This is a genomic window from Aestuariibaculum suncheonense (genome assembly GCF_014596935.1).
In the GTDB taxonomy this organism is placed as follows: Bacteria; Bacteroidota; Bacteroidia; order Flavobacteriales; family Flavobacteriaceae; genus Aestuariibaculum; species Aestuariibaculum suncheonense.
Window position 1 is genome coordinate 426,159 of the sequence record NZ_JACVXC010000001.1, and the last position, 26,758, is coordinate 452,916.

15 protein-coding genes are annotated in these 26,758 nt (G+C 36.7%); 1 reads left to right on the forward strand and 14 read right to left on the reverse strand.

Going from position 1 to position 26,758, the window contains the following annotated elements:
* Positions 1-46 precede the first annotated feature (46 nt).
* The 4 genes from ICJ84_RS01890 to ICJ84_RS01905 form a co-directional block, all read right to left on the reverse strand.
* Positions 47-1,549, reverse strand: coding sequence for a rhamnogalacturonan acetylesterase (locus tag ICJ84_RS01890; RefSeq protein WP_188214666.1), 1,503 nt, complete (start codon positions 1,547-1,549; stop codon positions 47-49).
* Between the two features lie 14 nt (positions 1,550-1,563).
* The gene (locus ICJ84_RS01895; RefSeq protein WP_188214667.1) at positions 1,564-4,416 is read right to left on the reverse strand and encodes a glycoside hydrolase family 2 TIM barrel-domain containing protein; all 2,853 of its coding nucleotides are present in this window, start codon (positions 4,414-4,416) and stop codon (positions 1,564-1,566) included.
* Positions 4,417-4,541: 125 nt separating this feature from the next.
* Positions 4,542-5,846, reverse strand: a complete 1,305-nt coding sequence (locus tag ICJ84_RS01900; protein WP_188214668.1) for a rhamnogalacturonan acetylesterase — start codon at positions 5,844-5,846, stop codon at positions 4,542-4,544.
* A gap of 76 nt (positions 5,847-5,922) precedes the next feature.
* Positions 5,923-6,969 (reverse strand): GntR family transcriptional regulator, encoded by a 1,047-nt coding sequence (locus ICJ84_RS01905; RefSeq protein WP_188214669.1) that lies wholly within the window; start codon positions 6,967-6,969, stop codon positions 5,923-5,925.
* A 248-nt stretch (positions 6,970-7,217) separates the two neighbouring features.
* Here ICJ84_RS01905 and ICJ84_RS01910 point away from each other — a divergent pair, with 248 nt between their 5' ends.
* The gene (locus ICJ84_RS01910) at positions 7,218-8,696 is read left to right on the forward strand and encodes a glycoside hydrolase family 28 protein (protein WP_188214670.1); all 1,479 of its coding nucleotides are present in this window, start codon (positions 7,218-7,220) and stop codon (positions 8,694-8,696) included.
* 479 nt (positions 8,697-9,175) lie between these two features.
* Here the strand turns inward: ICJ84_RS01910 and ICJ84_RS01915 are convergent, their stop codons facing one another.
* From ICJ84_RS01915 to ICJ84_RS01960, 10 genes are all read right to left on the reverse strand, one after another.
* On the reverse strand, positions 9,176-11,032 hold the full coding sequence (locus tag ICJ84_RS01915; RefSeq protein WP_188214671.1) for a right-handed parallel beta-helix repeat-containing protein: 1,857 nt from the start codon (positions 11,030-11,032) through the stop codon (positions 9,176-9,178).
* A gap of 96 nt (positions 11,033-11,128) precedes the next feature.
* Positions 11,129-16,651, reverse strand: a complete 5,523-nt coding sequence (locus ICJ84_RS01920; protein WP_188214672.1) for a pectinesterase family protein — start codon at positions 16,649-16,651, stop codon at positions 11,129-11,131.
* 251 nt (positions 16,652-16,902) lie between these two features.
* Positions 16,903-17,862 carry an alpha/beta hydrolase gene (locus ICJ84_RS01925; protein WP_188214673.1) on the reverse strand — a complete coding sequence of 320 codons (960 nt, stop codon included), beginning with the start codon at positions 17,860-17,862 and terminating at the stop codon, positions 16,903-16,905.
* Positions 17,863-17,870: 8 nt separating this feature from the next.
* Entirely contained in the window at positions 17,871-18,779 is a 909-nt protein-coding gene (locus tag ICJ84_RS01930; protein WP_188214674.1) for an alpha/beta hydrolase, read from the reverse strand.
* Between the two features lie 143 nt (positions 18,780-18,922).
* Entirely contained in the window at positions 18,923-20,551 is a 1,629-nt protein-coding gene (locus ICJ84_RS01935) for a glycoside hydrolase family 43 protein (protein ID WP_188214675.1), read from the reverse strand.
* 18 nt (positions 20,552-20,569) lie between these two features.
* On the reverse strand, positions 20,570-21,817 hold the full coding sequence (locus tag ICJ84_RS01940) for a glycoside hydrolase family 88/105 protein (protein WP_188214676.1): 1,248 nt from the start codon (positions 21,815-21,817) through the stop codon (positions 20,570-20,572).
* A gap of 5 nt (positions 21,818-21,822) precedes the next feature.
* Positions 21,823-22,833 (reverse strand): DUF4861 family protein, encoded by a 1,011-nt coding sequence (locus ICJ84_RS01945; protein ID WP_188214677.1) that lies wholly within the window; start codon positions 22,831-22,833, stop codon positions 21,823-21,825.
* Between the two features lie 23 nt (positions 22,834-22,856).
* A complete protein-coding gene (locus ICJ84_RS01950; protein WP_188214678.1) occupies positions 22,857-24,296 on the reverse strand; it encodes a glycoside hydrolase family 28 protein in 1,440 nt (479 codons plus the stop codon).
* A 114-nt stretch (positions 24,297-24,410) separates the two neighbouring features.
* On the reverse strand, positions 24,411-25,343 hold the full coding sequence (locus ICJ84_RS01955) for a pectinesterase family protein (protein ID WP_188214679.1): 933 nt from the start codon (positions 25,341-25,343) through the stop codon (positions 24,411-24,413).
* A complete protein-coding gene (locus tag ICJ84_RS01960) occupies positions 25,315-26,649 on the reverse strand; it encodes a pectate lyase family protein (RefSeq protein WP_188214680.1) in 1,335 nt (444 codons plus the stop codon). Before ICJ84_RS01960 ends, ICJ84_RS01955 begins: the two co-directional genes overlap by 29 nt.
* Between the last annotated feature and the right edge of the window lie 109 nt (positions 26,650-26,758).

Consider the following 26,758-nt stretch of genomic DNA (forward strand, 5'->3'; position numbering starts at 1 on the left):
CTTCGAGTGAATCAAAGCATTTTTATTGATGTTAAACGGATTATAACTAATCAAAATAGATATAACTTCTCAACCCAAGTGTTTTTGATTTTTTGAATAGTTCAGCGACGGTTTTAGCTGTAAACGTGGCGCCTTGTAAATTGGTGTGCGTATGATCCTGTGGGAAGAATGCTTTTACATAATCTTTTCCTAAAGCTTCATACTTTGTGGCAACAATATCATTTATATCAAAAAACGGTACATCTTCAGCTTCAGCAACTTCTTTAGCCCATTTTACATAGCTATCGGTGCGTCTTTCAGCTTTTCCGTTAGGCCATTCGTTACGTGGTGTTAAACTCAAAATAATTGGTTTTGCACCTTTTTCTTTAGTATCATTAATCATCTTTTTTAGATACCAGCCATAAGTATGAACGGTTTCTAATCCCGTGCTGTCTCGCATCACTTCCTGGATTTCGTCTCCAATGCCTTTTAAAGAGCCCCTATATTTCTTTTTGTCAATATTTCCTGCGTCATTATGTCCGAATTGAATAACAACATAATCTCCTTCTTTAAATTCGCTTTTAGCGGTATCCCATAAGCCTTCGTAGATAAATGTTCTGGTGCTTCTTCCACCTCGCGCTTTGTTAATTACGTTTACTTGAGTGGTATCGCAAAACTGCGGAAAGGGTACACCCCAGCCAATGGTGTTTGGGTTACTGCTGCTTGCCATGGTAGAATCACCAATTAAGAAGATGTTTTTCTTTTTTGGAAGGACAACTTTAACATCGTTGAGGATATAATTTTTTATAGAATTATCGGTTTGTTTTAGTTCATTTATAATTAATGAAGCAGCCATCGCGGCTCCTCTAGCCGAAGTATGCGTGTGGTCACGTTTGTAGAAATAAGTGCCGGTTACTTTATCTTCTCCAAAGCTCTCTAGCTTCGCAGCCATCTTTTCGTTTAGATTGATAAAAGTGGCTCCTGTTTTTTCGGCAATTTTTTTAGCCCATAAACCATAAGAATTATCGTTTCTAGGTACTTTACCATTATGCCAGTCGTTTCTAGGAATTGGTGACATGATAATAGGAATCGCTCCCTTAGCCTGGGTTTCTTTAACTACCTTTTCAATATACCAACCATAGGAGTGGACAATTTCATGTTCTCCAGTTATCATATTGATTATTTCTTCCGTTTCGTTACCAATACCTTTAATCGTGCCGCGTGCTCTAATAGTATCATTAACGGGACCGTTATCATTATGTCCAAACTGAATCATCACATAATCACCACGCTTCAATTGCTTTTGAACTGAATCCCATAAGCCTAAATTTTGATAGGTACGACTACTTGTGCCCCCTAAAGCATGGTTTTCAACGTTAACTTTTGTGCTGTCTAAAAACTGACCGATAAAATCGCCCCAGCCCCAAAGTCCACCTGAACCATCGCCCCGACCATTTTTTACAGTTGAATCTCCAACAGTGTATACTGTTGGTTTTGTGTTGTTTTGTTGTGCACAAGCTGTTAAAGAAATACAAAGACACAATAGTGTTAATAACTTCATTCTTTTCATCAATATGTAAATATTTAGTTGTCGGATCTAAAATCAAACCAAAGGGTCATTGGAATTCCTTCGTCCCCACTTTTAATTCTAATGTTGGTTGGTTGACTTTCAGGGCCCTGATGCTCTAAGGGTTTAAACGCACGCATTCCAGGAATTTCATACATAAAAGAAATATTCCCTTCTGGGAATTTCGGTTGAGGAAATACTTTTGAAACGGCATGTTTAGGTTCGTCGGGGGTGAATAACCTGAAGAAAAGCTTATCATTTTCACTGAAGAATTTATAATCACCATGATTGGTTTTAAGGTTTCCTCCAATAAAATTCGCATGGTAACCTTTAAATTCAGGATATACGAGATTTTCAAAACTTTCACCGGTAACGGTGGTATTATACTCTTTTTCCCAAAGTCCCATGGTAGTTCCTTTAATTCGGTTTTTCCAAACGTGATAAGGGCCATTGCCTAACCATTTCATGCTTTCAACACCGTCTTCAGGAAAATCGAATGATACACCAAACTGATCGATAGCACCTTCGAAGAATGCGCCGTCGAAACCACTGTTTCTTCCCGCATTTTTAAGGAAAATTAATTCTAACTTTAAGCGTCCGTCGCTAAACAATGTCCAGGTTGCCGTTTCGATACCACCTGCATATTTAAAAACACAAATAGCCGCATCTTCGGTTTGTTCAATTGAAACGTTTTCAACTTCAGCTTTCATACCTATTGGTCTCGGACCGTTTGTAAAAGGAATATCTCCCTTTTTATTTTGAATATTAATAATTTTGCCAGTTTTAGTATCTAATTTTAAAGTAAGAGTTTTACTTAATAATGTGATTTCGCTGTCTGTTTTTTCAGCTTTAGGTTCTTTTTTTACATCGCTTCTCGCAATAAGTTTATTGGCTAGATATGATGCTTTATGAATAGGCCAAGACCAGGAGTAAATCTCACGACCGTATTTATCGGTTGCAGTAATTTCTAACCAATCGCCTTCAAAAAAGTTTGTTGGTATATCAAAATGAATGGTTCTGGTTTCACCCGGTTCAATACTTTCAATATTTATAGGATTTGAAGCAATAATTTCAGATTGATGATTTGTATATAAAATATTATCGGCAGCTTTTAAAACGCGATATTCTAGTTTACATATGTTTAAATCTGTATAGATGTAATCGTTAGTTACTAAGAATGACCCATCGAATTTTTGCGTGATGTGTTTTGGTGCAAATTGAATAGGAGACCATACCTCCTTTACAGTAAAGAAACTGCCTTCTTTTTCTCTATGCGGACCTAAAACACCATCGGCTGCCAGATTACCTTTTGAATCATATTTTTGTTCTCCTGTCCAGTCTGAGCGTAAAACAGCCTCATCAAGCATGGCCCACATAAAACCGCCGGCGAATAGTGGACTTTGTTTATATCGCGACCAGAAATCTTCAAGTCCCGCACCAATACCGTTGTCATAAGTCCCGTGCATAAATTCGGTAGGAAAGAATACATTTTCACCATTATTGAATCTATGCATTCCTGTTAAATAGGTTGGGTAGTGGTGTGTATCCCAACCATCGAAATCTGACCACGGGTGGATAACGATGCGTTTTTGTGGATCGTACTCATGAAATACATGGTCTATCTCATTGTTCCATCCTCCTTCATTTCCGTGATCCCAGATAATGACGGAAGGGTGATTAACATCACGTTGAACCGTTTCTTTGATGAGCTGTGTTCCTGTTTTTGTATCATAACCATTTTGCCAACCTGCAACTTCATTTAAAACGAATAATCCAAGGGAATCACAAGCTTCAAGGAAATGTGTGTCTGGCGGATAATGCCCGCGAACGGCATTCATGTTCATGTCTTTAATAAGGTTTACATCTAGAATACTAATGGCTTTGTCGGTACTTCGTCCAGACTCTGGCCAAATGGTATGTCTGTTAATCCCTTTCATAATAATCTTTTTACCATTCACATAAATACCGTCTTTTTTAAGAAACTCTATAGTCCTGAATCCGATTTTAGTTTTAGATGTATGAAGGGTTTTGTTTCCATCTTTTAACTCTAAGGTTAGGGTGTATAGGTTTGGTGATTCCGGATTCCAATCTTTAATACCATTCCATTTTGCTGAAATCGTTTGATGATTATTTTTGTTATCTAAAGGAATGGAAATGGTTTTGAAATTATCGTTGTTTCCTATAGGAGATATACTTGCTTCAATACTCGCATTTTTCGGAAGGTTAACAAGGTCTAAATCCGCGGTAAGCGAACCATCCATTTTGGCATTGACAGCTACATGCTCTATGTAGGATTTTGGCGAAACTTCTAACCATACCGGTCTGTAAATACCACCAAATAACCACCAATCGGTTTTGCGTTCGGCATTATTTACCGAATTATTACTGGAGTGTTTAGAAACGTGAACTTCTAACAAATTATCTTCACCATAATTTACAAGAGAAGTAATATCGTATTTGAATTCATAAAACCCACCTTGATGGATGGGACCTGCCAATTTACCGTTTATTTTAACTTCGGTATCGGTCATCGCACCACCAAAGACAATGGTTACATTCTGATTTTTATAAGTTTCAGGAATATTGAATTTATGTTTGTAAAATCCTTCTTCCTTGCTAGGTTCATCTTGTTCTAATTCTTTATACCAACGTCCGTAGGTGTATTCTCCAAACCCTTCTAACTCCCAGTTAGAAGGTACATTTATGGTAGCCCATTTGTTGCTATTATGCCCATCGGTACACATAAATTCCCAGGCTACGGGGTGTTTAAAATCTTTTCCCGAAAGATAGATTTTTTTTGTATCCTGCGCATGACTTAAAAAAGTAATGGCTAATAAAGCGAAAAGTATTTTTAACGTATTTAGTCTCATTTGTATTTAGTGGCGTTGATTTTTGTGAATATTAAATAGTCACAACATGTAAATGTACTTTATACATTTATGACAACTATCCTGTGGTATCATGTTTTGAAATAAGAGTTTATTGAGTTTTAAATTTAATTGCCATCAGGCTTTTTAATTTCAAATCGTGTACTCATAGGTAGGGTCCAGTCACCAATTTTATCCGGGTTTTTAGGATTGTACTGAGGAATATTGGGTCTAAGATACTTCGCTAAACCTAAGTTTAAATCTTTAATACCCTGAACCACACATTTCGCAATTTCATTTGCTCCAAAACTATTAAAATGCGTATTGTCTTCTAATTTTTCGGTTTGCCCTGGAAATGTATTTGCCGGATATTGAACAAAGGCCAGTCTTGATGGTTCATCACCCCAGCTTTCGTACATGTCTGTTGTCATTTTGGTGATGTCAATTAGAGGCACATTTAAGTCTTTAGCCACTTTTCGCATTGCATCAGGGAAGTCACCATGAGTTTCTTTTAGAGAGCCATTTGCATTGAACGCTCGGCGTTGGGTTGGCGTACATAAAACAGGTATGCCACCTTTATCAAGAGCCTTTGTAATGTATTCTTTTAAGTATTTGGTGTAAGATTCCCAAGGCCCAATACCTTCACCTTTTTGCTTTTCGTCGTTATGCGCAAATTCAATAAACAGGTAATCGCCTGGTTTCATTATCGATAAAATTTTGTCTAAACGTTTTACAGCTTTAAATGCACTTAAAGAAGATCCAGACTCGGCATAGTTGGCTACTACAGCTTCATCTGTCAAATAATTAGTGAAAAATTGTCCCCATGAAGCCCAGGGTTCCACGTCTTGGTCGGTTACAGTGGAATCTCCTGCAAGGAAAATGGTTGTAATGTTTGAAGTAGGGGTAATGCTAAGGCTTTGAATAGCTGGCGTTCCTGAGAATTCTATGGTTAATTTATCATCCCAATTGAGTTGATTTTTATCACGATCTTTTATTCGAATATAGTTGTTCACGTCTATTTTAGTGGATCTAACATTAACAGTGAAAGAAACGTGTCTGCTGTCTTTTTTATCGACTTTTAGTTCTTTAAGCATTAGTCGTCTGGATTCTGCTTTGATGGTAGTTTCAGAATATTTTTTGTCTCCTAAAACTAAATCGACTTTGTAAAATCCTTCAGGTAAACTAACTGAAAAATAAACTGAATTTGTAGTAATTAAGGCCTTTTTACTAAATTTTACATTGCTAGCTGTATTGAAATCGAAACCATAGCCTTTATTTTCGTCATAAACCAAGGCTTCAGAAATGTGTGTAGCGTTAGAAGCAGTGTTTTTTGTTCCGAAGTCAAAATATTGATTATGTTTAGTTTGGGCTGTACCATAAAGTGAAGCTACTAAAAATAAACATGCAAAAAGGCTGCTTTTGTGATGAATCATAAAATGTATTTTTTACTAAAATATGAGTAATACAAAAAAGAACCATCCTGTACTATTCTGAAACAGAATTTTTTTTTTACACCGAATTTCTTTCAATGTATTCAAAAACGTTTTTAACTTTTTCCTTTTTATTATTTAGAACCAGGTAGGCGGCTGTTTCTCCCATAGCTTTAAAATGGGTGCTTACCACATTAATACCCAATAAGTCTTTTAAAGGAGTGTCGTTATATGATATAATACCTATATCTTTTCCCAAAGTTAAGTCTTTTGCCCGAACTTGGCGTACCAGATTTACCAAGTCGTGTTCTTCAATGATAATATAGGTGTCTTTACTATCCAGATCCATGTCATCATAAATCTCATTTAATATTTCAAAGTCGAAATTGTATTTTGAGCAAAATTTTCTAAATCCGTGAACAATGCGCTGGGGGTAAGGGTATACAGATTTAGACGGATAAACCAAGACGAGTTTGTCGTATTTTTTTAATTTATCAACACCTTTTTTCAAGGCCTCATAAATATCTTCCTGAAAATCCTGATAAACTGCACCGTAATTCCCTTTAATTTCTAATTTGTTATTGTCAAGAATAATGAGTTTATCTTTTGGAATTTTGTTTAAAACCTCCTGGACCATATGTGTTGTACTAATATGGTTAGAGTCGTCTGTTTTAAAATGAGGCATAATCACGTAGTAGTCGTAAGCTCCTAAGTTGCGTTCTAAGGTTTTAGTAAAGATGGATTCTTCACAATGGTAAACCGATAAAGTCACTAAACTATTAATGCCTAAACTGTTTACAAACGAGTTGTAAATCAGCATTTTGTAAGAGCTTAATTTGTTAATCATGAAGAAGATTTGAATTTTAGAAATCAAATCGGTTTTCGCGGTATAATACCCTTTACCTTTTACAGAGACAATGACTTTTTGTTCTTTAAGCTGTTTGTAAGCTTTCTCAACCGTGTCTCGAGACAGATAGCAGGATTCGCTTAATTCGTTTATAGAAGGAATCTTTTCGCCAACTTTTAATTTGCCTTTCGAAATATCATTAATAATGGAATCGACAATTTGTTTGTATTTAGGAACACGCGACGATTCGTTTATTTTAATTTCAATTTGTTGAGCCATAAAATTGATTTGCTATTGTTTAAATCTCTTTTGTTAGGGTATCTAGCAAAATTAGCATAAAAATACAATTGAAGTAAGGTTCTGCCGGGTTTTTTAGGGATTTCTAACGGTTTGCTTTTCAAAATTGAAAGCCTCGTAAAATTGAGTTTGCTTTAAATAGAAATCGTTCTATAAGTAATATCGTGTAAGTACAGGATACGTTCTTTTTTAGAATCCGTTAAATTTACGTTTCACATTGCAACTAAACTATGACATATTTCAAACTGATTACGCTTATTTTTATAGGCATTTTTATGACTTCTTGTAAAGAAAATAAAGAACCAAAAGCACAATTATCAAATAGACCTGAAGCCTTCAGCCCCGAATGGGTAAGAAAGGTGGGTGCCAAAGCTTTTGAAACTCCAAAAGACACCTTTTATGTTAATGATTTTGGAGCTGTTAATGATGGGAAAACATTAAATACAAAAGCTATTCAAAAAACTATTGATGCCTGTGTAGAAGGAGGTGGTGGAACGGTAACTTTTAAATCAGGAGAGTATCTTTCTGGTTCCATTTTTATTAAAAGTGGCGTTAATTTTATAGTTCCTAAAGGTGTGATTTTAAAAGGAAGTGAAAATATAAAAGATTATAAAGAAATTGATACTCGTGTAGCTGGTATCGAGATGGTTTGGCCGGCAGCTTTAATCAACATAGAGAATCAGAATAATGTGGTTTTAGGCGGAGAAGGTGTTATTGACGGACAAGGAAAAGTATTTTGGGATTACTATTGGGATTTGCGAAAAAACGATTATGAACCTCGAGGTTTACGCTGGATTGTCGATTATGATGCAAAGCGCCCGAGAACGGTTTTAGTTCAAAATTCTAAAAACGTTTTTGTCACTGATTTAAATCTGCAACGCGCCGGATTCTGGACGGTTCAGGTGTTATATTCCGAATATATTACTGTAGATGGTTTAAAAATCAGAAACAATATTGGCGGTCACGGACCAAGCACCGATGGGGTTGATATCGATTCCTCAAAGTGGATTTTAGTTCAAAATTGCGATATCGACTGTAATGATGATAATTTCTGCTTAAAAGCAGGTCGTGACTGGGATGGGCAACGCGTTAATAAACCAACAGAATACGTCGTGATTAAAGATTGTATTGCAAGACAAGGCGCCGGATTATTTACATTAGGTAGTGAAACTTCAGGAAGTATTCGTCATGTTTATGTCTCAAACATTAAAGGGATAGGCACCAAAAACGGACTGAATATTAAATCGGCAACCAATCGAGGCGGAACGGTAGAAGATATTTATCTAGAGAATATTAAAATGGATAGCGTTCGTGCCTTCATGCAGGTTGGGATGAACTGGAACCCGAATTACAGCTATTCAAAATTACCGGAAGGCTTTAATAAAGATTCTATTCCTATACATTGGAAGAAGATGTTGGAACGTGTTTTACCAGAGAAAGGTATTCCAACATTTAGAAATATTACCTTAAACAATATTCAGGTGAAAGGCGCTGAAACAGCCATTAATGTTAATGGTTTAGAACAATCAATAATTGATAATGTGACTTTAAATTATGTTTATATCCAGGCCGAAAAGGCCGGGAAAATAAGTTATAGTTCCAACTGGAATATTAACAACGTAAAGATTTTAGCTGATGGCGGTGAGCATGTTTTGTTAGAAAATACAGAAAATATTGATTTGCAAGATTGCGTTTACAAATTGGAATAGTGGAGTTTACTTTGGGTAAATCGAATGGTTTTATAATGTGTGAATAGGGGGAAGACATAAATTTATGATAATTCTCATTACTATGGGTTTTTAAGTAAAGAAAATCTATAGACAAAATTAATCGAAAAAAGGTTGTGACACGACATAATGTTAATATTGCAGAAGTCGATACTTTATATCTTTAAATGTGGGGAATGGCGAGTTTTCTTTTACAGTGGATGTTAAGGGATTTCAATCGTTTCCTGGGTTTTATCAAAACGGAGTGCTATTTGGAACGCAATCGGAGTAGGGCTATAGTGATAGCATTAATGTGTGCTGGTTATGACGGAAATACCATTGAAAACCCTGGATTTCCAAAAGATGGAATGTAAAAATAGTAAGGGTCGAATTCTATGTATTAGTTGGTAATTTGAAATAGAGATAAAAAAAGGAAGGGTTTCAACCCTTCCTTTTTTTGATTAACACATTTTAATTATTGGTTACTTTTCAAAAGCACCTATATCTGGATTGCTACCTGTAAACTCTAATCCCACATCCACTCCTGCATCGATTAAATCACTGCCAGAAACAAGCTTCATAAAGTCGATATTTGGTAAGCTGCCATCAGCATTTCTTGCAGTTGCCAATAAATCAATATTAAGGTTAACAAAATCTGAAGCATCTGCTGTAATTCCATTTTGCCAACTGTTGTTTGTAATGTCTGTTGTTGTAGCGTTTAGGCTATCGCTATTTGTTCCATCTAAACTGATGGTGTTTTTAATAGTTAGAGAATTGGCAATATTCGTGCTACTAAAACTGATGTTTCTACCATTGCTGTAAGCCGAACAGTTATACAACGTAATATCTCCTCGGTTGCTGTTGTGGTCAAATCCATCAACAATGTTTCCAACAGCTATACAGTTTTTGTAGATTGCATTGTGTTTTAGTAATTTATCATCACTACCGCCTGTTTTAAAGCCGTTACCGTCGCCGGCACCAACAGATCCATCTTTTAAAACGCCGTTTTTAAAAGCCCAACAGTTGATGTAAGTGGTTGTGATATTGTCGTTTCCTCTTAAATAGCCATCCCAGCCATCATCAAGGTTTTGCCAGGCACGACAACCAATAAATTTATTTGCTGTCCCAGCATCTAATTTACAGGCGAAACCATCGGCATTTTCTAAAGTAGAATCAGCATTATAGAAAGAGTCACAATTTAAAATCGTGTTGTTTGACGCACCGTTACCTAATTGTAATCCGGTATCGGCGTTTTCACTGAAGGTACAGAATTCGATAAGGTTATTATTTCCTTCTATAAACATGCCGTTATCTCCAGCTTTATAAATATCGACACCATATATGTGCCAGAACGAACCACTAAGTTGTATGCCTCGGTTTGATGAGCTTTCGGACATCGCAGAGAAGTCAAATTTAGGACGGGTTGTATCATCTGGATGTGCTAACAGAGAGATTTCGTTACCGTAGCTTCCACTATTTGAAAGTTCTATTGTTGAACTAAATGAATAATCTCCTCCGTGAACATATATTTTCTGTCCGGGAGCAGCTGATGCAATGGCATCCAAAAGTTCCTGAGCTGTACTTACGATGGTTCCATCTAATGCATTCGAATCGGCATCACCTGTTTTAAAGGTGTAAGTTGTACTTATAGATGTGTTTATTCCATCGCTTACCTCAACATGCCAATAGTAAATTTTGTCTTGTTCAACGGCTATATCTAATGAAGTTTCTGTGATATTTTTCCAGGCTTCAAGAGGTTCTTGCTTTCCGTCAACAATATCTGCATATACAGTGAAAGTTAAGTCATCGCCATCGGTGTCTGTTGTTGGACTTTCCCAAGTAAGGGTAACTTTTCCTTCTACGGGTTTAACTGTGGCTCCGGAAAACGGACTAACCAAAGTCGCTGGGATAGGTACGTTGTTTTCCTCTCCATCTGCAGCTAAATAAAATTTCCAGACTTCAGATTCAGTAACTGTATTTCCTGAGTTTCGGGAAGTCACTTGCCAAACATAAGGATAGCCTCGTAATAATTTTACTGTAGTTGAGGTTTCAGTTAAGCCAACATTAAGCGTAGTGTTTCGCGTAATTAAATTGGTAATGGTTAGGTTGTATTTTTCTGTATAATCAGAAGGTTCCCAACTAAAAGTCACGTCGGCTTTGTCATCTAAAACTGCACCAACTTCACATTCCTGATTGTTTAATGGAAGTGATAAGGAGGCTTCACCAGGAGTATTTTTGTAGGTTTTGTTAACCTCGTCATCGGAACAGGAGGTTAGCACGCTGATGGTTGTTAAAACCAGTAATGTTTTAAAACTAAATATATTTCTTAAGCTTTTCATCTGTTTAAGTTTTATTGTTTTTTATCGGTCAGATGCTATTCGCCATAATTGTTTTGGTTGGTATCAACATCTTGTTATGGCTCATTTCATAGTCGATTATTCTTTAATGATTTTAACTGATTTTCTAACGGTTTTACCATCTAATGACAGAACGTAAGATCCTGATTTCATCATTGAAATATTGAGTTCTATAACCCTATTAGAAGGAACATTTTCAGATTTAGACATAAGGTTTCTTCCGGTAACGTCGAACAGTCCAACGTTAATTGAGTCGTCTGTTCCACCAACATAAATTTGAACAAAACCTTTTGTTGGGTTAGGGTAGGCTGAAATACTTTCAGAAACAAATATTTGTTCGAAGAATTTTCCTTGACAAACTTCATCTGTGGTTACCACAATAGTGTTTGAACCTCCTGTTAAATCAATAACAATTTCAGATTTGCTAGTGGTTGTTGTTTTTCCATTGTGTTCAACATGGTAAACTGAAGCACCAGACATAGTTAAAGTTATGGTGTTGTTATCGTGATTAACAACCGAATATGTTGTAAGTGGCTCTGGCCCATTTAATGTCACATTAAAGCACTGCTCGTAATCATCTTTGCCTTCTATTGTAATGCAAATAGTATAGGTGCCACTTGCTAATTCCGATACTCTATCAGAGAATTCGTTAGTAGAAGAAAGCGTTAATGTATAGTTTGTACTTGATCCGGAAATATTCACATTATAGGTATAGTCGTTATTATCTGCACTTACACTTATTGACCCGTTATTTCCACCATTACAAGTTGAAGCTGTTGTGACAATACTATAATTATCGGCAGGAAGTTCAAATACTTCGCAACCAAAAACATCTATGGTAGCACCCACTGTTGAATTAGGACAGCTATCTTCATTATCCATTAAACCATCACCGTCACTATCGTCACAAACATCGCCAATACCATCATTGTCCATGTCGGCTTGGTCTGGATTGTAAGTGTCAATACAATTATCTGTAGCATCGGAAATTCCATCGTTATCGGTATCTTCATTTTCTATTAAAGTTGGAATCGGATCCCAGTCATCATTTCCTTTTGTGAAATTAAAAGTGGTTATTTCGGTACCATCGGTTAAGGTAGGAGTACTTAACACTGTGGACCACGACGCACGATTAGCACTATTATTTTCTCCAGATTTTTCAATACTACCAAATTCATACATTAACGCCGATTCACCTCCTAAGGTATTTCTCCAGCCTTCAGCATCGATTAATGATTTTCCTTCGTAACCGTTAAAGGTTGAAACATCGATATTGGTTTTGTAAAAAACAACTTCGCTGGTTGTTGCTTGCCAAGGTCTGCCAAAGTACCCTGGTTTAGCGCCTTGCGAAGAAGCCGTGTTTACACCTGGGATAGTTGAAATTACATTACATTCGTACATTAAAAATCCTCTTCCACTTCCTTGTTGTGCTGCGGTAATGTATGCGGCATCGCTACTTACATCGCTTGTGTTTAATACAAAGTCAGATTGATAGAATACAGCCGTCATGCCTCCAAAAATATAATCTACAGCACCCATATAGGCACCTTTGTAAGCTACGACTCTCGCGTTAGAACCACCGTAGAACGAATCTTGTCTACCAACAATACGACATTTATTTAAGATAACTTGATCAGCACCGTTGGCAATACCTATGGCAGCGGCACGTTCAACAAAACTACGATCCTGAACACTGGTATTTCCGTAATCTGTTGGTCTTGTACCTTTGTTTCCGTTTCCTAATTCAACAATATCTTCAGATTCTTTTTTAGAAATGTATTGGTTGAAAGAGTTTTCAATAATAATATCTTCAGCAATAAATCCAGTGCTTTTTACGACTAAAGTTGCATTCCAGTAAGAGGCATTGGTTGTACCGGAAACATTGGTGTATAACTGATAGCCATTAGCTTTATTAACAGCTAGAGCTTCGGGGTTCCATTTGTTGTCGGTTCCTTGACTAAAGTAGTTGTAACCATACCCGTAATATGATGTAATACGAACAGCATGATCATCAATATCAACACCTTTATTTTTTAAAGCAATACTTGGTTCTGGAGATGTATTTTTAAGCGTGATATTAGGGTTGTCGATAACTACCATTTCTTCGTAATTACCGGCGTCAATTAATACGGTAACGCGTTCGTTGTTTGGTCGATCCATTCTGGAAATGGCATTTAAGGCGCCATTTATAGTTTGATAATCTTTATCAACACCAACTCGTAATTCTGGTTTATAATCTACAACAGGTACTACCTGAATATTGGTAATATAGGTAGATGCATTAATTGTTATAGTTGCGGTGCCAACGGAGGTTCCTGCATATTTATATTCAACAGATTCGAATTGAGAGGTGCTGCCACTATTCGTGGTTATTGCCGTGCCTCCGTCAATAGAAAAGTTAGCAGCATAGTAATAGGTTACAATCATTTTCTCTCCCGGTTGCAGAGGTATATTAATTTCTCCACCTGTAGCACAAGCTAAATGTCCTTTAGCTCTTTCATTTTTAATAGCTCCGGCAGTACCTGTAAATGATATGCCTTTGTAAAATAATGTACTTGAAGTTATGTCGGCATCATTAAATGGCCAATTGGTAACAGTGTTAAAGGTTAGCGTTTTTGTTTGTATAGCATCGTTAATTTCTAAATTCGATGTTAAAGCCAATTCAATAGGGTATTCGTCTAAACCAGAGGTTGTAATGGCATAAACACCATTCCTCAAGACTACTGTAGTTACATCGTTAAACGTATAGCTGTATCCTGCTTCATTCAGGTTTGTAAAAGTGATTGAAAGTTTTGCTTTTTGTTCGGCATTTAAACCCGGAGTGTCAATGTTTACAGCATATGTTGCTTTGGTTTCAAAAGTTATATTTTGTGTAGTATCACTGGCTGGAATTGTAACAGTGTTTGAAGGAATAAAATAATCATTAACACCTTCAGCACTTATCGTATATTCTAAATTTGCTTCCAGTTGTACAGTATAGGTTCCTGTGTTAGAATCTAAAGTTACTTGAGGAGTAAAAACAGTATTCGAATTTGGGTCTGGAGTAAACATCAAACTTAGATTAGCTATGTTTGAATCTAAACCTGTAATAGATCCAGAAACATTGTATAGATCTACTTTTTGAATAGCAATATTATAAGTGGTTGTAGATTCGTCAATACTTAAACTGGTACCATTAGAAATAATATATCCATTGGCATTAGTTAAATTCATATTGTAAGTGTATCCAATAGGTAAATCAATTTGATAATTACCACTATTTACTGTTGTTTCCCATGTTTTCCCAGCCTCGTTAGTAAATTGAATGCTGTATCCAGATGGTATATCTGTAGCCATAGAAGTGTCAACTGTTCCCGTAAGAGATAGATAAGTCGCATCTTTTCTAACAATATGGTAGTAGCTAGGTTTATCTGTAGCATCATAAAGGTGATAAGTTCCGGCAGATTTGGCAACAAATTTAATTTCAGTAAGAGTTCCAGGTAAGTCTACAATATCGTTTTGAGCAGAAGGATCTGGAACATATTCAAAGTGAAGTTTTCCACTGCCGTTTTGCGATAGTCCCCAAATGGTGAGTTCATCGTCTTCACTAAGAGCAATACTTAAATAGCGACCAGTAGCCCCTGTGGCATTGACGTAAATTCTTCCAGTATATTCGGTAACGCCAGATAGGTTTTCATCATATCGACTTAAATTTGTGTTAGAGGTTCTTAGGCGGTCTGAAGATCCCCCAACCCAGCTTAGTACACCAGCTGTAAATGAAGGCAATGTTACGCCAGCAGTTCCTGGGCTAATAGAAGCACCATACCAAGCATTAATATCGTCTTCGGTAAGTTTATTATTGTATTGTGTGTCATCTAGTTGAACAGCCCCAAAATCCCATACATCTGGTAGGCCGTTTGAAGGTGTTATAGCTGCAGCATTTTCAATTGTTAAACCGTGAAGATATACTTCGGCCGTTGGAAAGTTTGCACTTTTTAGAGTTGCTGTAATGACTCCGGCTGGTCCTGTGTACGAAAAGCTTGAAGCAAAAGCATCCGAAATACCAATGTTTTGGGCGGCTATAGTCCCTAAAACATTCGAGTTGGCATCTGTAAATTCAAAAACAGCATCGGTAGCACTTCCATATATATCTACGATAAAACTGATTGTTGCATTACCGGCAACAACCATATCGAATGAGTTTCCGGGGAAAGCAACCAATCCATGTGTTGCATCATGAAATCCAAATTTAACACTATCAGTTGTTGTATTGCTGTTAATAGTTACAATACCATCACTGGTTATAAAGGTCGAATATCTTAATGATGAATATGAAGTTTGTGGTATTTCAGAACCATCTGCAAAATTGTAGGTGTATAGTGTTCCGGGTTCGGCAGTAACAGTAGAACTGTTATCTGCTATAGTAATTGGGAATGAATTTGGGTTGCTGGTTGTATCAGAAAACGTGATAGTTAAAACATTTCCAGAGATTGTAGCTGAGGCGATATCGCCTGTTACGATTGGGGTATATGTTGAAAGGGCTTGACCTCCTAAATCAATTAAAATGGAGCCCGCTTCATTGGTCGCGCTTATAACAGTGCCTTCATTTACGGTAATGGATGCATTGCTACTGGCATCAGCTCCTGAAGTAAAAGTGATTTCAGTTCCGTTGATGGTTACTGTACCAGATTTCTGTACCCATGGTGTTAAATTCACTTCAAAAGGAATAGGTGAAATTTCTATATACGGAATGTAAGTTGTTCCGCCTCCAGTATGTTCTAAAACTACAGTTCCAGCATCACCGGCATATAAAAAATCAACAAACAAAGGATTGCCATCACTATATGTTGCTCCGGTATTGTTACTTTGTGAAGCAATGTCAAAAGCTCCTGAAGTGCTTGAAACATCTATATTCCCGCCAGAATATTGATCTGCAGCTACTCTGATGTAGCTATTTCCTGCTATCTGAAGTGTTATGGAGTTTCCATCTTTAAAAGTAATACCATGCTGAGAACCGTTAAGGCCAAGGCCATTGCAGCATCCGGCATCGATGACAAATAGACCAGCTTCAATATGATTAGATGGACTTGCAGGAACAATGCTTTGATCTCTTAAATCAAATTTATAAGCAATGTTTTTTTCGGCGGCACTAAAGTCTTTTCCAAGTTGTACAGGAATCACTTCAATACTAGGTAAATAGGTGTCGTTACCTGTTCCTGAAACTGTTTTGAAATTTAAGGTTGTAGCCGTTCCTGAGTAAACAAAATCATAAGTATCTACTTTATCGTTAACAACTTTAGTTATTTGTTCGCCTAAGTCTCCCGTGGTTGTCGCGGTTCCCACCATGTTAAGGCCTGAATACTGAGAGCCTAAAAAGCGAATGGTACAACTTCCATCTACATTAATATTGATTTCATTACCTAATTTTAAATTTAAACCGTAGGACGTACCATGATAGATATAAGTTCCGCCTAAAGTAAGTTTTCCATCAGCACTGGCTTGGTTGGTAATAATAGTCCCATCAGTAAAGTCGTAAGTGACGGCATTTGTAATTTGCCCATGAGCCACAAAGGCTGCACAAAGCAATGAAATAACAAAAATAAAGGATAGTTTTTGTTTCATGTCTCATTTGGTTTAGTTAGTGGTTTGTTGGTAAAAATTAATTTAGTTTGTCAATTAAGTAAGAACACTCTTGTTAATATGTTGATAAGTTTTTTATTTACTTGTAATCGATTGCATAAATTTATAAAAAATTATGATTTTGACAAATTTTTAAGTAGTGTTTTTAAATAATATAAATGAATTAATAGTTTAGACGTGAGTCTCTTAATTATGAAAAGACTTATTCCTACAGATTCAGGTTATAGAATGTTTTATTTAAACACATTCTTCAAAAAGTTAACGGTATGGTTTAGTGTGGTTTCAAACCAGGGATTTACTAGCCAAAAGGAATGTGGACTATTTGGTAATGTATGGGTTTGGTTATAAATATTGTAATGGTTTAAAATGTCTAGCATGTCATCCCTTCCTGTATGAAATCGGGCATGCGAGCTGTTAATGAAAAGCATAGGAGGTGTATTCAATCCTACATATTCTAAAGGAGAAGCTTCTTTCCATAGTTTTAAATTTTCATCCTTTTCACCATTTAACCAGATACCCGCCATTGAAGTTTTACCGGGTTTTGATTCTGCAGCAGCTTCAGGATGTATTAATGAAACAACACCATCAATATTAACAATGGCCTGTACTTCGTTTGAAATTTTAGAATTAGTAGAATATAATGATGAATTAGGCGTTACCCCAACAAGCGTAGCCAAATGAGCTCCAGCTGAAGCACCTAAAATAACAATTTTGTTAGGGTTAATGCGATACTTTTTCGCATGCTTTTTTATCCAGATAATAGCATCTTTTAAATCGTTAACAGCAGCCGGATAGGTCGCTTCAAAACCTAGTCTATACGATACAGGAATGCCTACGTATCCATGCAGTGCCAAATTCTGCCCCATAACACGCTGATTTTCTTTGCTTCCTACTAACCAACCGCCACCATGAATTAGTAATATCGCGGGATAAGTATCTTTTTTGTTTGATGATTTTGGTTGGTAAATGTCTAATTTTAATTTGGAAGACTTCGTTTTTTTATAGGTGATGTCTTGAAAGTAAATGATGCTATCGGAAGCTAAAGGTGTTATAGCCGAAATTAGAGGATAATCCTTTTTAAGCTTTTTAAAGGTGTTTTCAATGGTATAGGGTTTATAGTCTTCTTTTTTTTGACCATAAAAAGTTTTTAACGAAAAAAGAAACAGTAATATGGATAAAAGAGACTTATTCATTTTGTCAATTATTTAATAAATTCCATTTCCTTAAGCCATTTAGTTGAAATGGTTTTCCATTCATCAGTTAAATCGGAAGCATTATAAATACCTATCTTATGTTCGCCTTTAGGGAAAATATGGAGCGAACCTTTTACATTATGTTTTAGCATGGCTTCGTAAAACAGTATACTGTTCATAGGGTTTACAGTTTCGTCATTTTGTGCGTGAAATAAAATCGTTGGAGGTGTGTTAGCCGTTACCTGATGTTCGTTGGAGTAATAGTGAATATTTTCCCAGCTGCAATGTTTTCCTAGAAAGTTGGTTTTACTGCCTTCGTGTGTGAATTTGCCTAGACTAATGACAGGTGATACCAACACCATAAAATTCGGAATGAATCGTTCGTTGTCTAAGTCGTCGCCAATCATCGAAAAATCGGTAATATGTGTCGCAATAGTTGAGGCTAGATGTCCTCCAGCTGATGCCCCATAAATCCCCACTTTATCTTTATCTAAATTCCATGCTTTAGCATTATGACGAATAATTTTCATGGCGCGTTGTGCATCTTGTACCGGACCTTGTTCACTGACAATTAAGTCGGGTGAATTTGGTAAACGATAGAGTAAAACAAAAGCTGTGATGCCTTGTGTGTTGTACCATTTTGCTAATTGAATGCCTCCTAGGTTATACGTTAGTTTTTGATAACCACCAGATGGTAAAATTAAAATGCTGGTTCCGTTTTGTTCTTCCTTTGGGGGGAAAAACATCAGCAATTTAGGTTCGGAAATTTGGGTAATACGTTCATGTTCCTCTATATGTTCTAAGGATATTTTTTTAGAGTTTGGCATGTTGCCTTTTGGCCATAAATTCATACTGTCTTGAGCATAAATTATGCAACTCATTAATAAAACACTATAAAAAAATATTCTTTTTTTCATTTCAATTATTTTTATTCGGTTGTTTCGTTTTGATGGGTTTGTGATATTTTTTGTTAAACTAATTTATTAGATTATAACTAAAAAACTTAACATAAAAAAGGGTTAACAAATTAACCCTTTTTTAGCTGTTTAAAATTATATCATTATTTTAAAATATTGAAATAATCGATATCTGCATAGCCACCGCGTTTTGCTTCTTGGGTACTTACACTAAAAAGGCCGATTTTAGCGCCTATCCATTTACCTTCTCTAGCTTTAAACGGTTTTCCAATTTTTCTGAATTTTTTACCGTTTTCAGAATAATAAAATTGACATATGCTATGTGGTCCTGATACTTCCACTTTAAAATATGCAGAATTGGATTTGATACGATTTTGGTCGTTTACCTTTTCCTCTGTGCCTTTAATAGCATCGATAGCTTCGGTTTGTTTTATGAAAAATCCTTTTTCGTCGTGCGAAATACTCAGCGTGGCATAATCCATTCCCATAATAATTAAACCTGCTGTTTTTCCACTTTCGGCTTCTTCCGGTTGTAGCGTAATTTTGGTTTCGGCCGTGAAATTTGGAGCGGGAAATTTTTGAAGCAATAGATTAGGAACCATCCATAAGTTGGGTTCGTTTTCGGGCACTTTAATGGAGAACAATCGTAAATAATCATTCCCTGGTAATTTAGCATGCCAAACCACATTATTGTTTGCATTCCATTGCCATTGCAAGCCGATATTGAATCCAGTGAAATCATCTGTTTCAACAGGGGTCTCAATAGGGTAGATTTCACCTACATTAGGTTTTTTATGAGACATTACAGGTTCACCGATACCATTGCCGTCTAAATCTTTACCCATAACAGGCCAGTCGTTTTCCCAGATCATAGGTTGCAGGTGAACAATACGACCAATAGGACCAACATCTTGAAAATGGTAGAACCAGGATTCGCCATCGAGAGTGTCGACCCAAGCCCCTTGATGCGGTCCGTTAATTTTTGTTTTCCCTTGTTCTAATACGACTTTTTCTTCATAGGGACCATAAATATTTTTTGAACGCAGAACTAATTGCCATCCGGTAGTGACTCCACCAGCTGGCGCAAAAATATAGTAATAGCCGTTACGTTTATAAAATTTAGAGCCTTCAACCGTAGGATGGTTTTCGTGACCATCGAAAACGTGAATTCCCGGGTCTAACACTTTTGTGCCTTCCGGGTTTATTTTGTTTACCGACAACAAACTTTTCACACCGGCGCGACTTCCCGCGTAAGCGTGTACGAGATACGCATCTCCATTGTCGTCGAATAGGGGACAAGGGTCTATTAACCCTTTGCCTTCCATAACCAATACCGGTTCGTCCCATACTCCATAAGGATCTTTGGTTTTAACCATGTAAATTCCAAAATCAGGATCTCCCCAATAAATATAAATTTCACCTTTGTGATAGCGGATAGCAGGCGCCCAAACACCGTTACCATGCTGTGGAATGTTAAAAGTTTCTAAAGGCACTTGAAGGGGTAAGGCATGGTTTATTAATTTCCAGTTTACCATGTCTTTGGAATGCAAAATAGGTAAACCCGGTGTGGCGTTAAAGCTGGAGGCGGTCATATAATAATCGTCTCCAACTCTTACCACATCAGGATCTGAATAATCAGAATATATAATTGGATTTTTATACGAGCCATCACCATTATCGGCAACCCAAACCTCAGATACATATGGTTTTTCGGTTTGTGCAACCAATAGTGATGAGCAAATTAAAGAAACTGCAATTATTGATAGTTTCATTTAAATTAGTTGGGTGTTTTATTTGTTTAGTTCTAAGCTAGCCATAATAAATGGTCCGGTTCCTTTTGGATCGTTAGAACGGATTTTTTCACCGATGTAGTATTCATAAGAACCATCGCGGTAAGGATTTCCACCTAATCCGGCTACGGCACAACATTGATTTAAATTAACCACACCGTTTTCTTCAACCGTAACTAATTTTTCTAAAAGTCCGTCGTAGGCTTTATTAGCTACTTCTAAATACTTTTCAGGTAAATAACCTTTTTTCACACCTTTAGCGAATGTATAGGTAAACATAGAAGTTCCTGTTGCTTCCAGATAGTTACCTTCTCTGTTGCCTTGATCAAGCACTTGCCACCATAAGCCGGATTCATCCTGTACCTTAGTAATGGCTTCAGCATATTGATTTAAGTATGTGATGATTTTTTCACGTCCAGGGTGATTTTCAGGTAAAAAGTCTAATACATCAACCATAGCCATACCGTACCATCCCATACCGCGAGACCAGAAATGCTGAGAATTACCTGTTTTTTTATTAGCCCATTTTTGTTCTTTACTTTCATCCCAACCGTGGTATAAAAGTCCGGTTTTTTGATCACGACTGTGCTTTTGAATTAAATCGAATTGAAGGACAACATGGTTGTAGATGTCTTCTTTTTTAGCTTCATCCTGGATGTAATCGTTAGCGTATTTTGTATGGAAAGGTTCAGCCATATAAAGCCCGTCTAACCACATTTGGTACGGATAGATTTTTTTATGCCAGTACCCACCATCGGAGGTTGTTGGTTGCGATTCTAACTGGCTATCTAAAGTTTGCATTGCTTTTAAGAAACGCTCTTCTTTGGTTATAGGGTATAAGAACAGTAAAACATCTCCAGACTTAATCATGTCTAAGTTTTGTTTTTCAAGACTATAAGTGTCGATGGTTCCTGTGCTGTCGATTAAAGTATCGGCATAGTCGTAAATGTAATCGAAGTATTCTTGTTTTTTTGTATCTTCATAAACACGAGCACAGGCACTTAAAACCAATCCAGGTGTATACGTCCAGCGTGCACGCGTGGCAAAGTCTAATTTGGTAGCTTCTGGAAAACGTTGAATTTCAGAAAGCATCATACGCTCTGACCATTTTAAATTTTCAGGAACCACTTTTTCAACGGTTGTAGTAGGTTGTTCCTCTTGGGTGTTTTCTTTTTTTGCATCTTTACAAGAGGAGACCGATAAGCCTAAGGCTAATGTAAAAACGGTAAAATATTTTGTTGTTTTCATGATGCTTATTTAATCGAATTTGTTGAGTTTAAGGTAGATAATTTTGTGTCTAAATCTTTTACGAAATCTGCTTCGGTTTTAATGCCATTAAGTTCTTGCTCCCAAGCTGCTAAAAAGTAATAGGTTACAGTTTCAGTAGTTGGTTTAAAGATGACTAAGTGTTCGTAGTCGCCTTTTTTCTGTTCGGCAACTTCATCTAATTTATAAAATAAGGCCATGCCTAAGTTATCGGCTGGATGCGCTAAAGTCTGTACACCATAAGTCGCAATATAAGCCCATGTTTCACCCTCTTTTTTATGAAATGCCACACCATGGTCTACGATTCCAGTACATAATCCTTCAATGGCTTTAGAAGATGTTAATTCAGCTTTTGTATAGCGATCTTGAGGATAAATAGTTAGTTTAGATTTTAAATCGATGATATCGTTTCCTGTTTCCCAACCCGTATAAGTGATATAGATTGATGAACTCGATTCGGTGTTGTTTACCTTTGCATAGGTGTCTTTAACTCTTTGGAAGTGTACCATAGTGTCAGCAACAACACGACCGTAACCACCAAGTCCCATAGATTTTCCGGCTTTTAAAATATCCTGACCCCAAGGAGCATCTTCATGATAAGAGTCGAAACCATCCTGTCCTACGTATGGTAAGACTAAAGAATCAACTTTTTTTCCATAAATATCGATAGCATTTCGCCAGTCTAAATACAAGCGGTAGCCAACCTCCGCATTTTCCCAACCCGGACCTTCGTAGCGTATGTACCAGGAATGATCGGTGTGTTCTTTTGGAACTTGAAGCTCATTTACGTTTTTAAATGATGTTCCGCCGCTATACTCCATATGTCCTTTTGGGCCGTCAACCCATTTTCCGCCTTCAGCAATAGAAATTTCAGCATATGTTTTTGGTGTCTCCTTTACTTCAGCTACGACTTCACTTTCAGTTATTTGTTGAGATTTTTTCTCTTTACAAGAGATTAGACTTAATAAGACAATTGGTAAAATTGCTATTTGTTTCATGATTGAAAAGTTGTTTGAATGATTTAATATGGTTTACCGTTAATGGTTGAGTTTTCAAAAATAACAGGTTCTGAAAATTCAACCGAAAGCGGCGTTTTTGCATTCTTAATGTGAACATTTTTAAGAGACACATTTTTAATAGCCATTTCTTCTTCTCGCCCTTTTATTAGAATTCCGTACTTGCCGCTGTTTTCAACGTTTATATTTTCTAAATGTACATTACTTACTTTTGGCATAAATTCACCTTCCTGATTCGCATAAATCGCATAATGAAGGTTAATACGTAATAAGGCTTCTTTCACTTGGCCTACCTGAATGTCTTTAACGAACAGGTTTTCAACAAAACCACCGCGTAATGTATTGGTTTTTATACGAACGGCACGATCTAAATTCGGGCTATCCATTTTACAGTTTCTGGCATACACATTTCGAACACCAGCAGAAATTTCACTACCTAAAACCACACCACCGTGACCATCTTTCATATTGCAATTTTCAATAACAATATTTTCACTAGGAATATTAACACGGCGTCCATCATTGTTTCTTCCGGCTTTAATGGCAATACAATCATCACCGGTATCGAAAGTACAATTGGTGATGTGAATATTTTTAGAATATTCAGGATCACAACCATCGTTATTTGGACCATGACTGCTAACAGTAACACCATCAATGCGTACATAATTACATTTTAAAGGGTGAATAACCCAAAATGGAGCATTTGTAATGGTAACGCCTTCGAGTAAGACATTTTCACATTCGAAAGGTTCGAAAAACGTAGGGCGTATGTGATGCCCTTTGCCAAATACACGTTCAGACACCGGAATTTGTTTCTCGTTCATGTCGCGTAAGGTTGGTAAATTGATAGAGTCGTGTTGTTTTGGGGCGCCTTCAACCCAGCCATATGAACCCTTACCGCACCAAGGCCACCAATTAGTATTACTGGCTTGCCCGTTAAGGGTTCCTTTTCCGGTAACAGCAATATTATTTTGTTTGTATGCACGAATAAGAGGGGAGTAGTTCATAAGTTCAACTCCTTCATAAGAGGTGTGCACCATCGGAAGATAATCGTCGTGATTGGTGGAAAATAGAACGTTTGCCCCTTCTTCTAAATGTAAATTAACATTACTCTTTAAAACAATAGGTCCGGTTAAAAAGTTTCCTGAAGGGATAATTACTTTTCCACCACCTAATTGACTACAACTGTCGATTGCTGTTTTTATGGCTTCAGAATTTAGTGTTGTTCCGTCGGCAACCGCTCCAAAATCGACAATATTGAATATGCGATCAGGAAAATTCAATACTTTAATGCTTTCGATAATTTTGTCGGCAGCAGCAAAGGCATCAGATTGTGTTTGTTCTTCCTGTTTTGCTTTTTCTTTGCACGAGTTAAACGTTAAAGCAACTAGTGAAAACGAGATTAAAGCAAAACGCCTAAGTTGATTAGGTAATATTTTCATATGGATTTAATTTAGTTGTAATCGATTGCTAAAAATACTAAAGAAGTCCTTTTTAGCATAATTTATCTTGTATTATAAAGTGTTAAAACTAGTAATTTTTTGTTGTTGAAGGTGTTATAATTTAGGATTCCAGTTGTCGTATCCGCTTAAAACAGAATTTAAGGTAAACGCTTCAGCTTCTTTTTTAGACAATGTTTTAGCCCATATTACACGTTGCTTTGATGCTCCCGGTCCTGTTGAACCATATTCGGCATAAAAGGTCGTTTGTTCAGCCTCTGGTTTTCCCCAGTTATGCCATCCCTCGGATTTAATGAGGCTATCCATGTAACAGTCAATCCAAACGGTTTTGGCATAATCACGCCAAGGTCTCCCTAAATAGAAGGAGTTTTCTTGTGCACTTCCTGTTATCTTACAGTTTTTGAATACAAAACCATAAGCTGTGTCTCTATTGGTTGAGGCTGCCGTAACATAACCAGAGTTTTTACAATAGATTTCGCAATTTTCAAAATAAGCGGTAGACCATCCGAAAATGAAATCAACCGTACCTTCGATATAGCAGGTTTTATAATATTGTCGGCTACTATCTCCATGGCAATATAGCGTGTCCTGATTTCCTATGAATCTGCAGTTGTTGAAAATAATTTTATCTCCATCAACGCGAACCGCTACAGCTTGCCCCACAGCTCCGGCACTATTTTCAAATGTGATGTTTTCAGCTTTAAAATTATCACCAAAAATAAAAAATGAGCTTGAACCTGTCGTACCCATTTCTTCTCCAAAGACATTGTGCTTTTGAGCGAAATCATCATAAGTTAAAATGGTTTTAAACTTATCTTCACCCACAAGTGTTACGTTGTTTTTTGAAGCCGGTAAAACGAGTTTTTCTTTGTAAATTCCGTTTTTTATGAAAATTTTAGTCTCATTTTTTCTGAAATCGGGTACAGCATTTATGGCTTCCTGAACAGAAGTGAAATCACCAGTTCCGCTATTGTCTACTACAAAGTGATAGAATACACTATCAATTAGATTTTTTTTTTGCAAGTCCATCAACTAATGAATTTGTATAAACTTCAATATTTGTGTACTGCTTGTCGAGAGTTTTTAAATTGCTGTCGTTTCTGTTAGGGTTTAATTGGTTCTCTTTTTCCCAATCATCGGGCATACCATCTTCATCGGTGTCCGTTTTTTGAGTGCCTGATTTTAGAGTAGGCCATCCTCCAACATTGTCTTGCGAATCTATAATGCCATTTTTGTAATTGGAACCACCTTCACGCGTGTTGTGCACAATTCTGACGTCGACAGCATCTCTTGAAATACTGGAGCCAGCTTCTTTTAAAACTTTTTCGTATGCCTCAATAGCACTTTGTGTTGCAATGTTGTTTGAAATATTAATTTCTGTATCTCGTTTTGTGGCTAGTGGGTTATCGCATTGCACACCGCCAATCCAGTTGTTCTTTGTAATATTATCGAAGCCTTCAACATAATTTCCATCAACAAAAAATTCGCCGTAAGGTTCGGAAGGATTAATGATGCGGTCTTGTTTCGATTTTGGAGTTGCAGGTCCTGATTTAAAGTAGTTATTAACAACATTGTATGTGCCTTTTTCACCTCCGTAAATGCTGTTCATTCCCCAGTTATAAATGACATTGTTTCTGAAATCTACAAATTCGTTTTTTGAGTTTTCTGTGGTTGAAGAGCCACTAAATCTTGGGTTTCTACTGTTGTTTGATGCAATCAGATTATGATGAAAGGAAACATTAACTCCTCCCCAGATTCCGCCATATCCATGTGCGCCTTTATGATGAACAGAATTATTTAAGGCTTCAGATATAATACAATATTGTAAAGTGAAATTAGAGTTGTTATAGAACGAGGCATTTTCGTCGGTAGCCCAGCTTACTGAACAATGGTCTATAATGACGTTATCGGCATTTCGACACCCCAAAGCATCACCTTCAACTTTATGAATATCTCCCATTCTAAACCTTAAGTAACGTACTATGACATTATCAGCTTTGATGGTAAAAGGATAGCCTTTTAGGGTAATGCCATCACCGGGAGCTGTTTGTCCTAAAATACTTAAGTCTCCGCGATTAACATCTAGGTTAGATTGTAATTCTATTGTTCCGGAAACGGCAAATACAATAATTCGCGGTCCTTTTTTAAGAATACCTTTTCTTAAGCTACCTTCTCCATCATCATTCAAATTGGAAACGGTATACACTAGTCCGCCTTTACCACCAGTAGCAAACCTGCCAAAGCCTTCGGCGCTAGGGAAGGCTAACTGCTGAGCATGGCTTATAAGTGCTATGAGAAATATTAATGAAAGAAATATATTGTTTTTGTTAAACATGTTTTTAAGGTTTATAAATTAATTCTAAATGACACATATTGATTAGTTTTAACAAAAAGAGGTACGCAAAAACATACCTCTTTTATATTAAACGTAATTATTATCATAA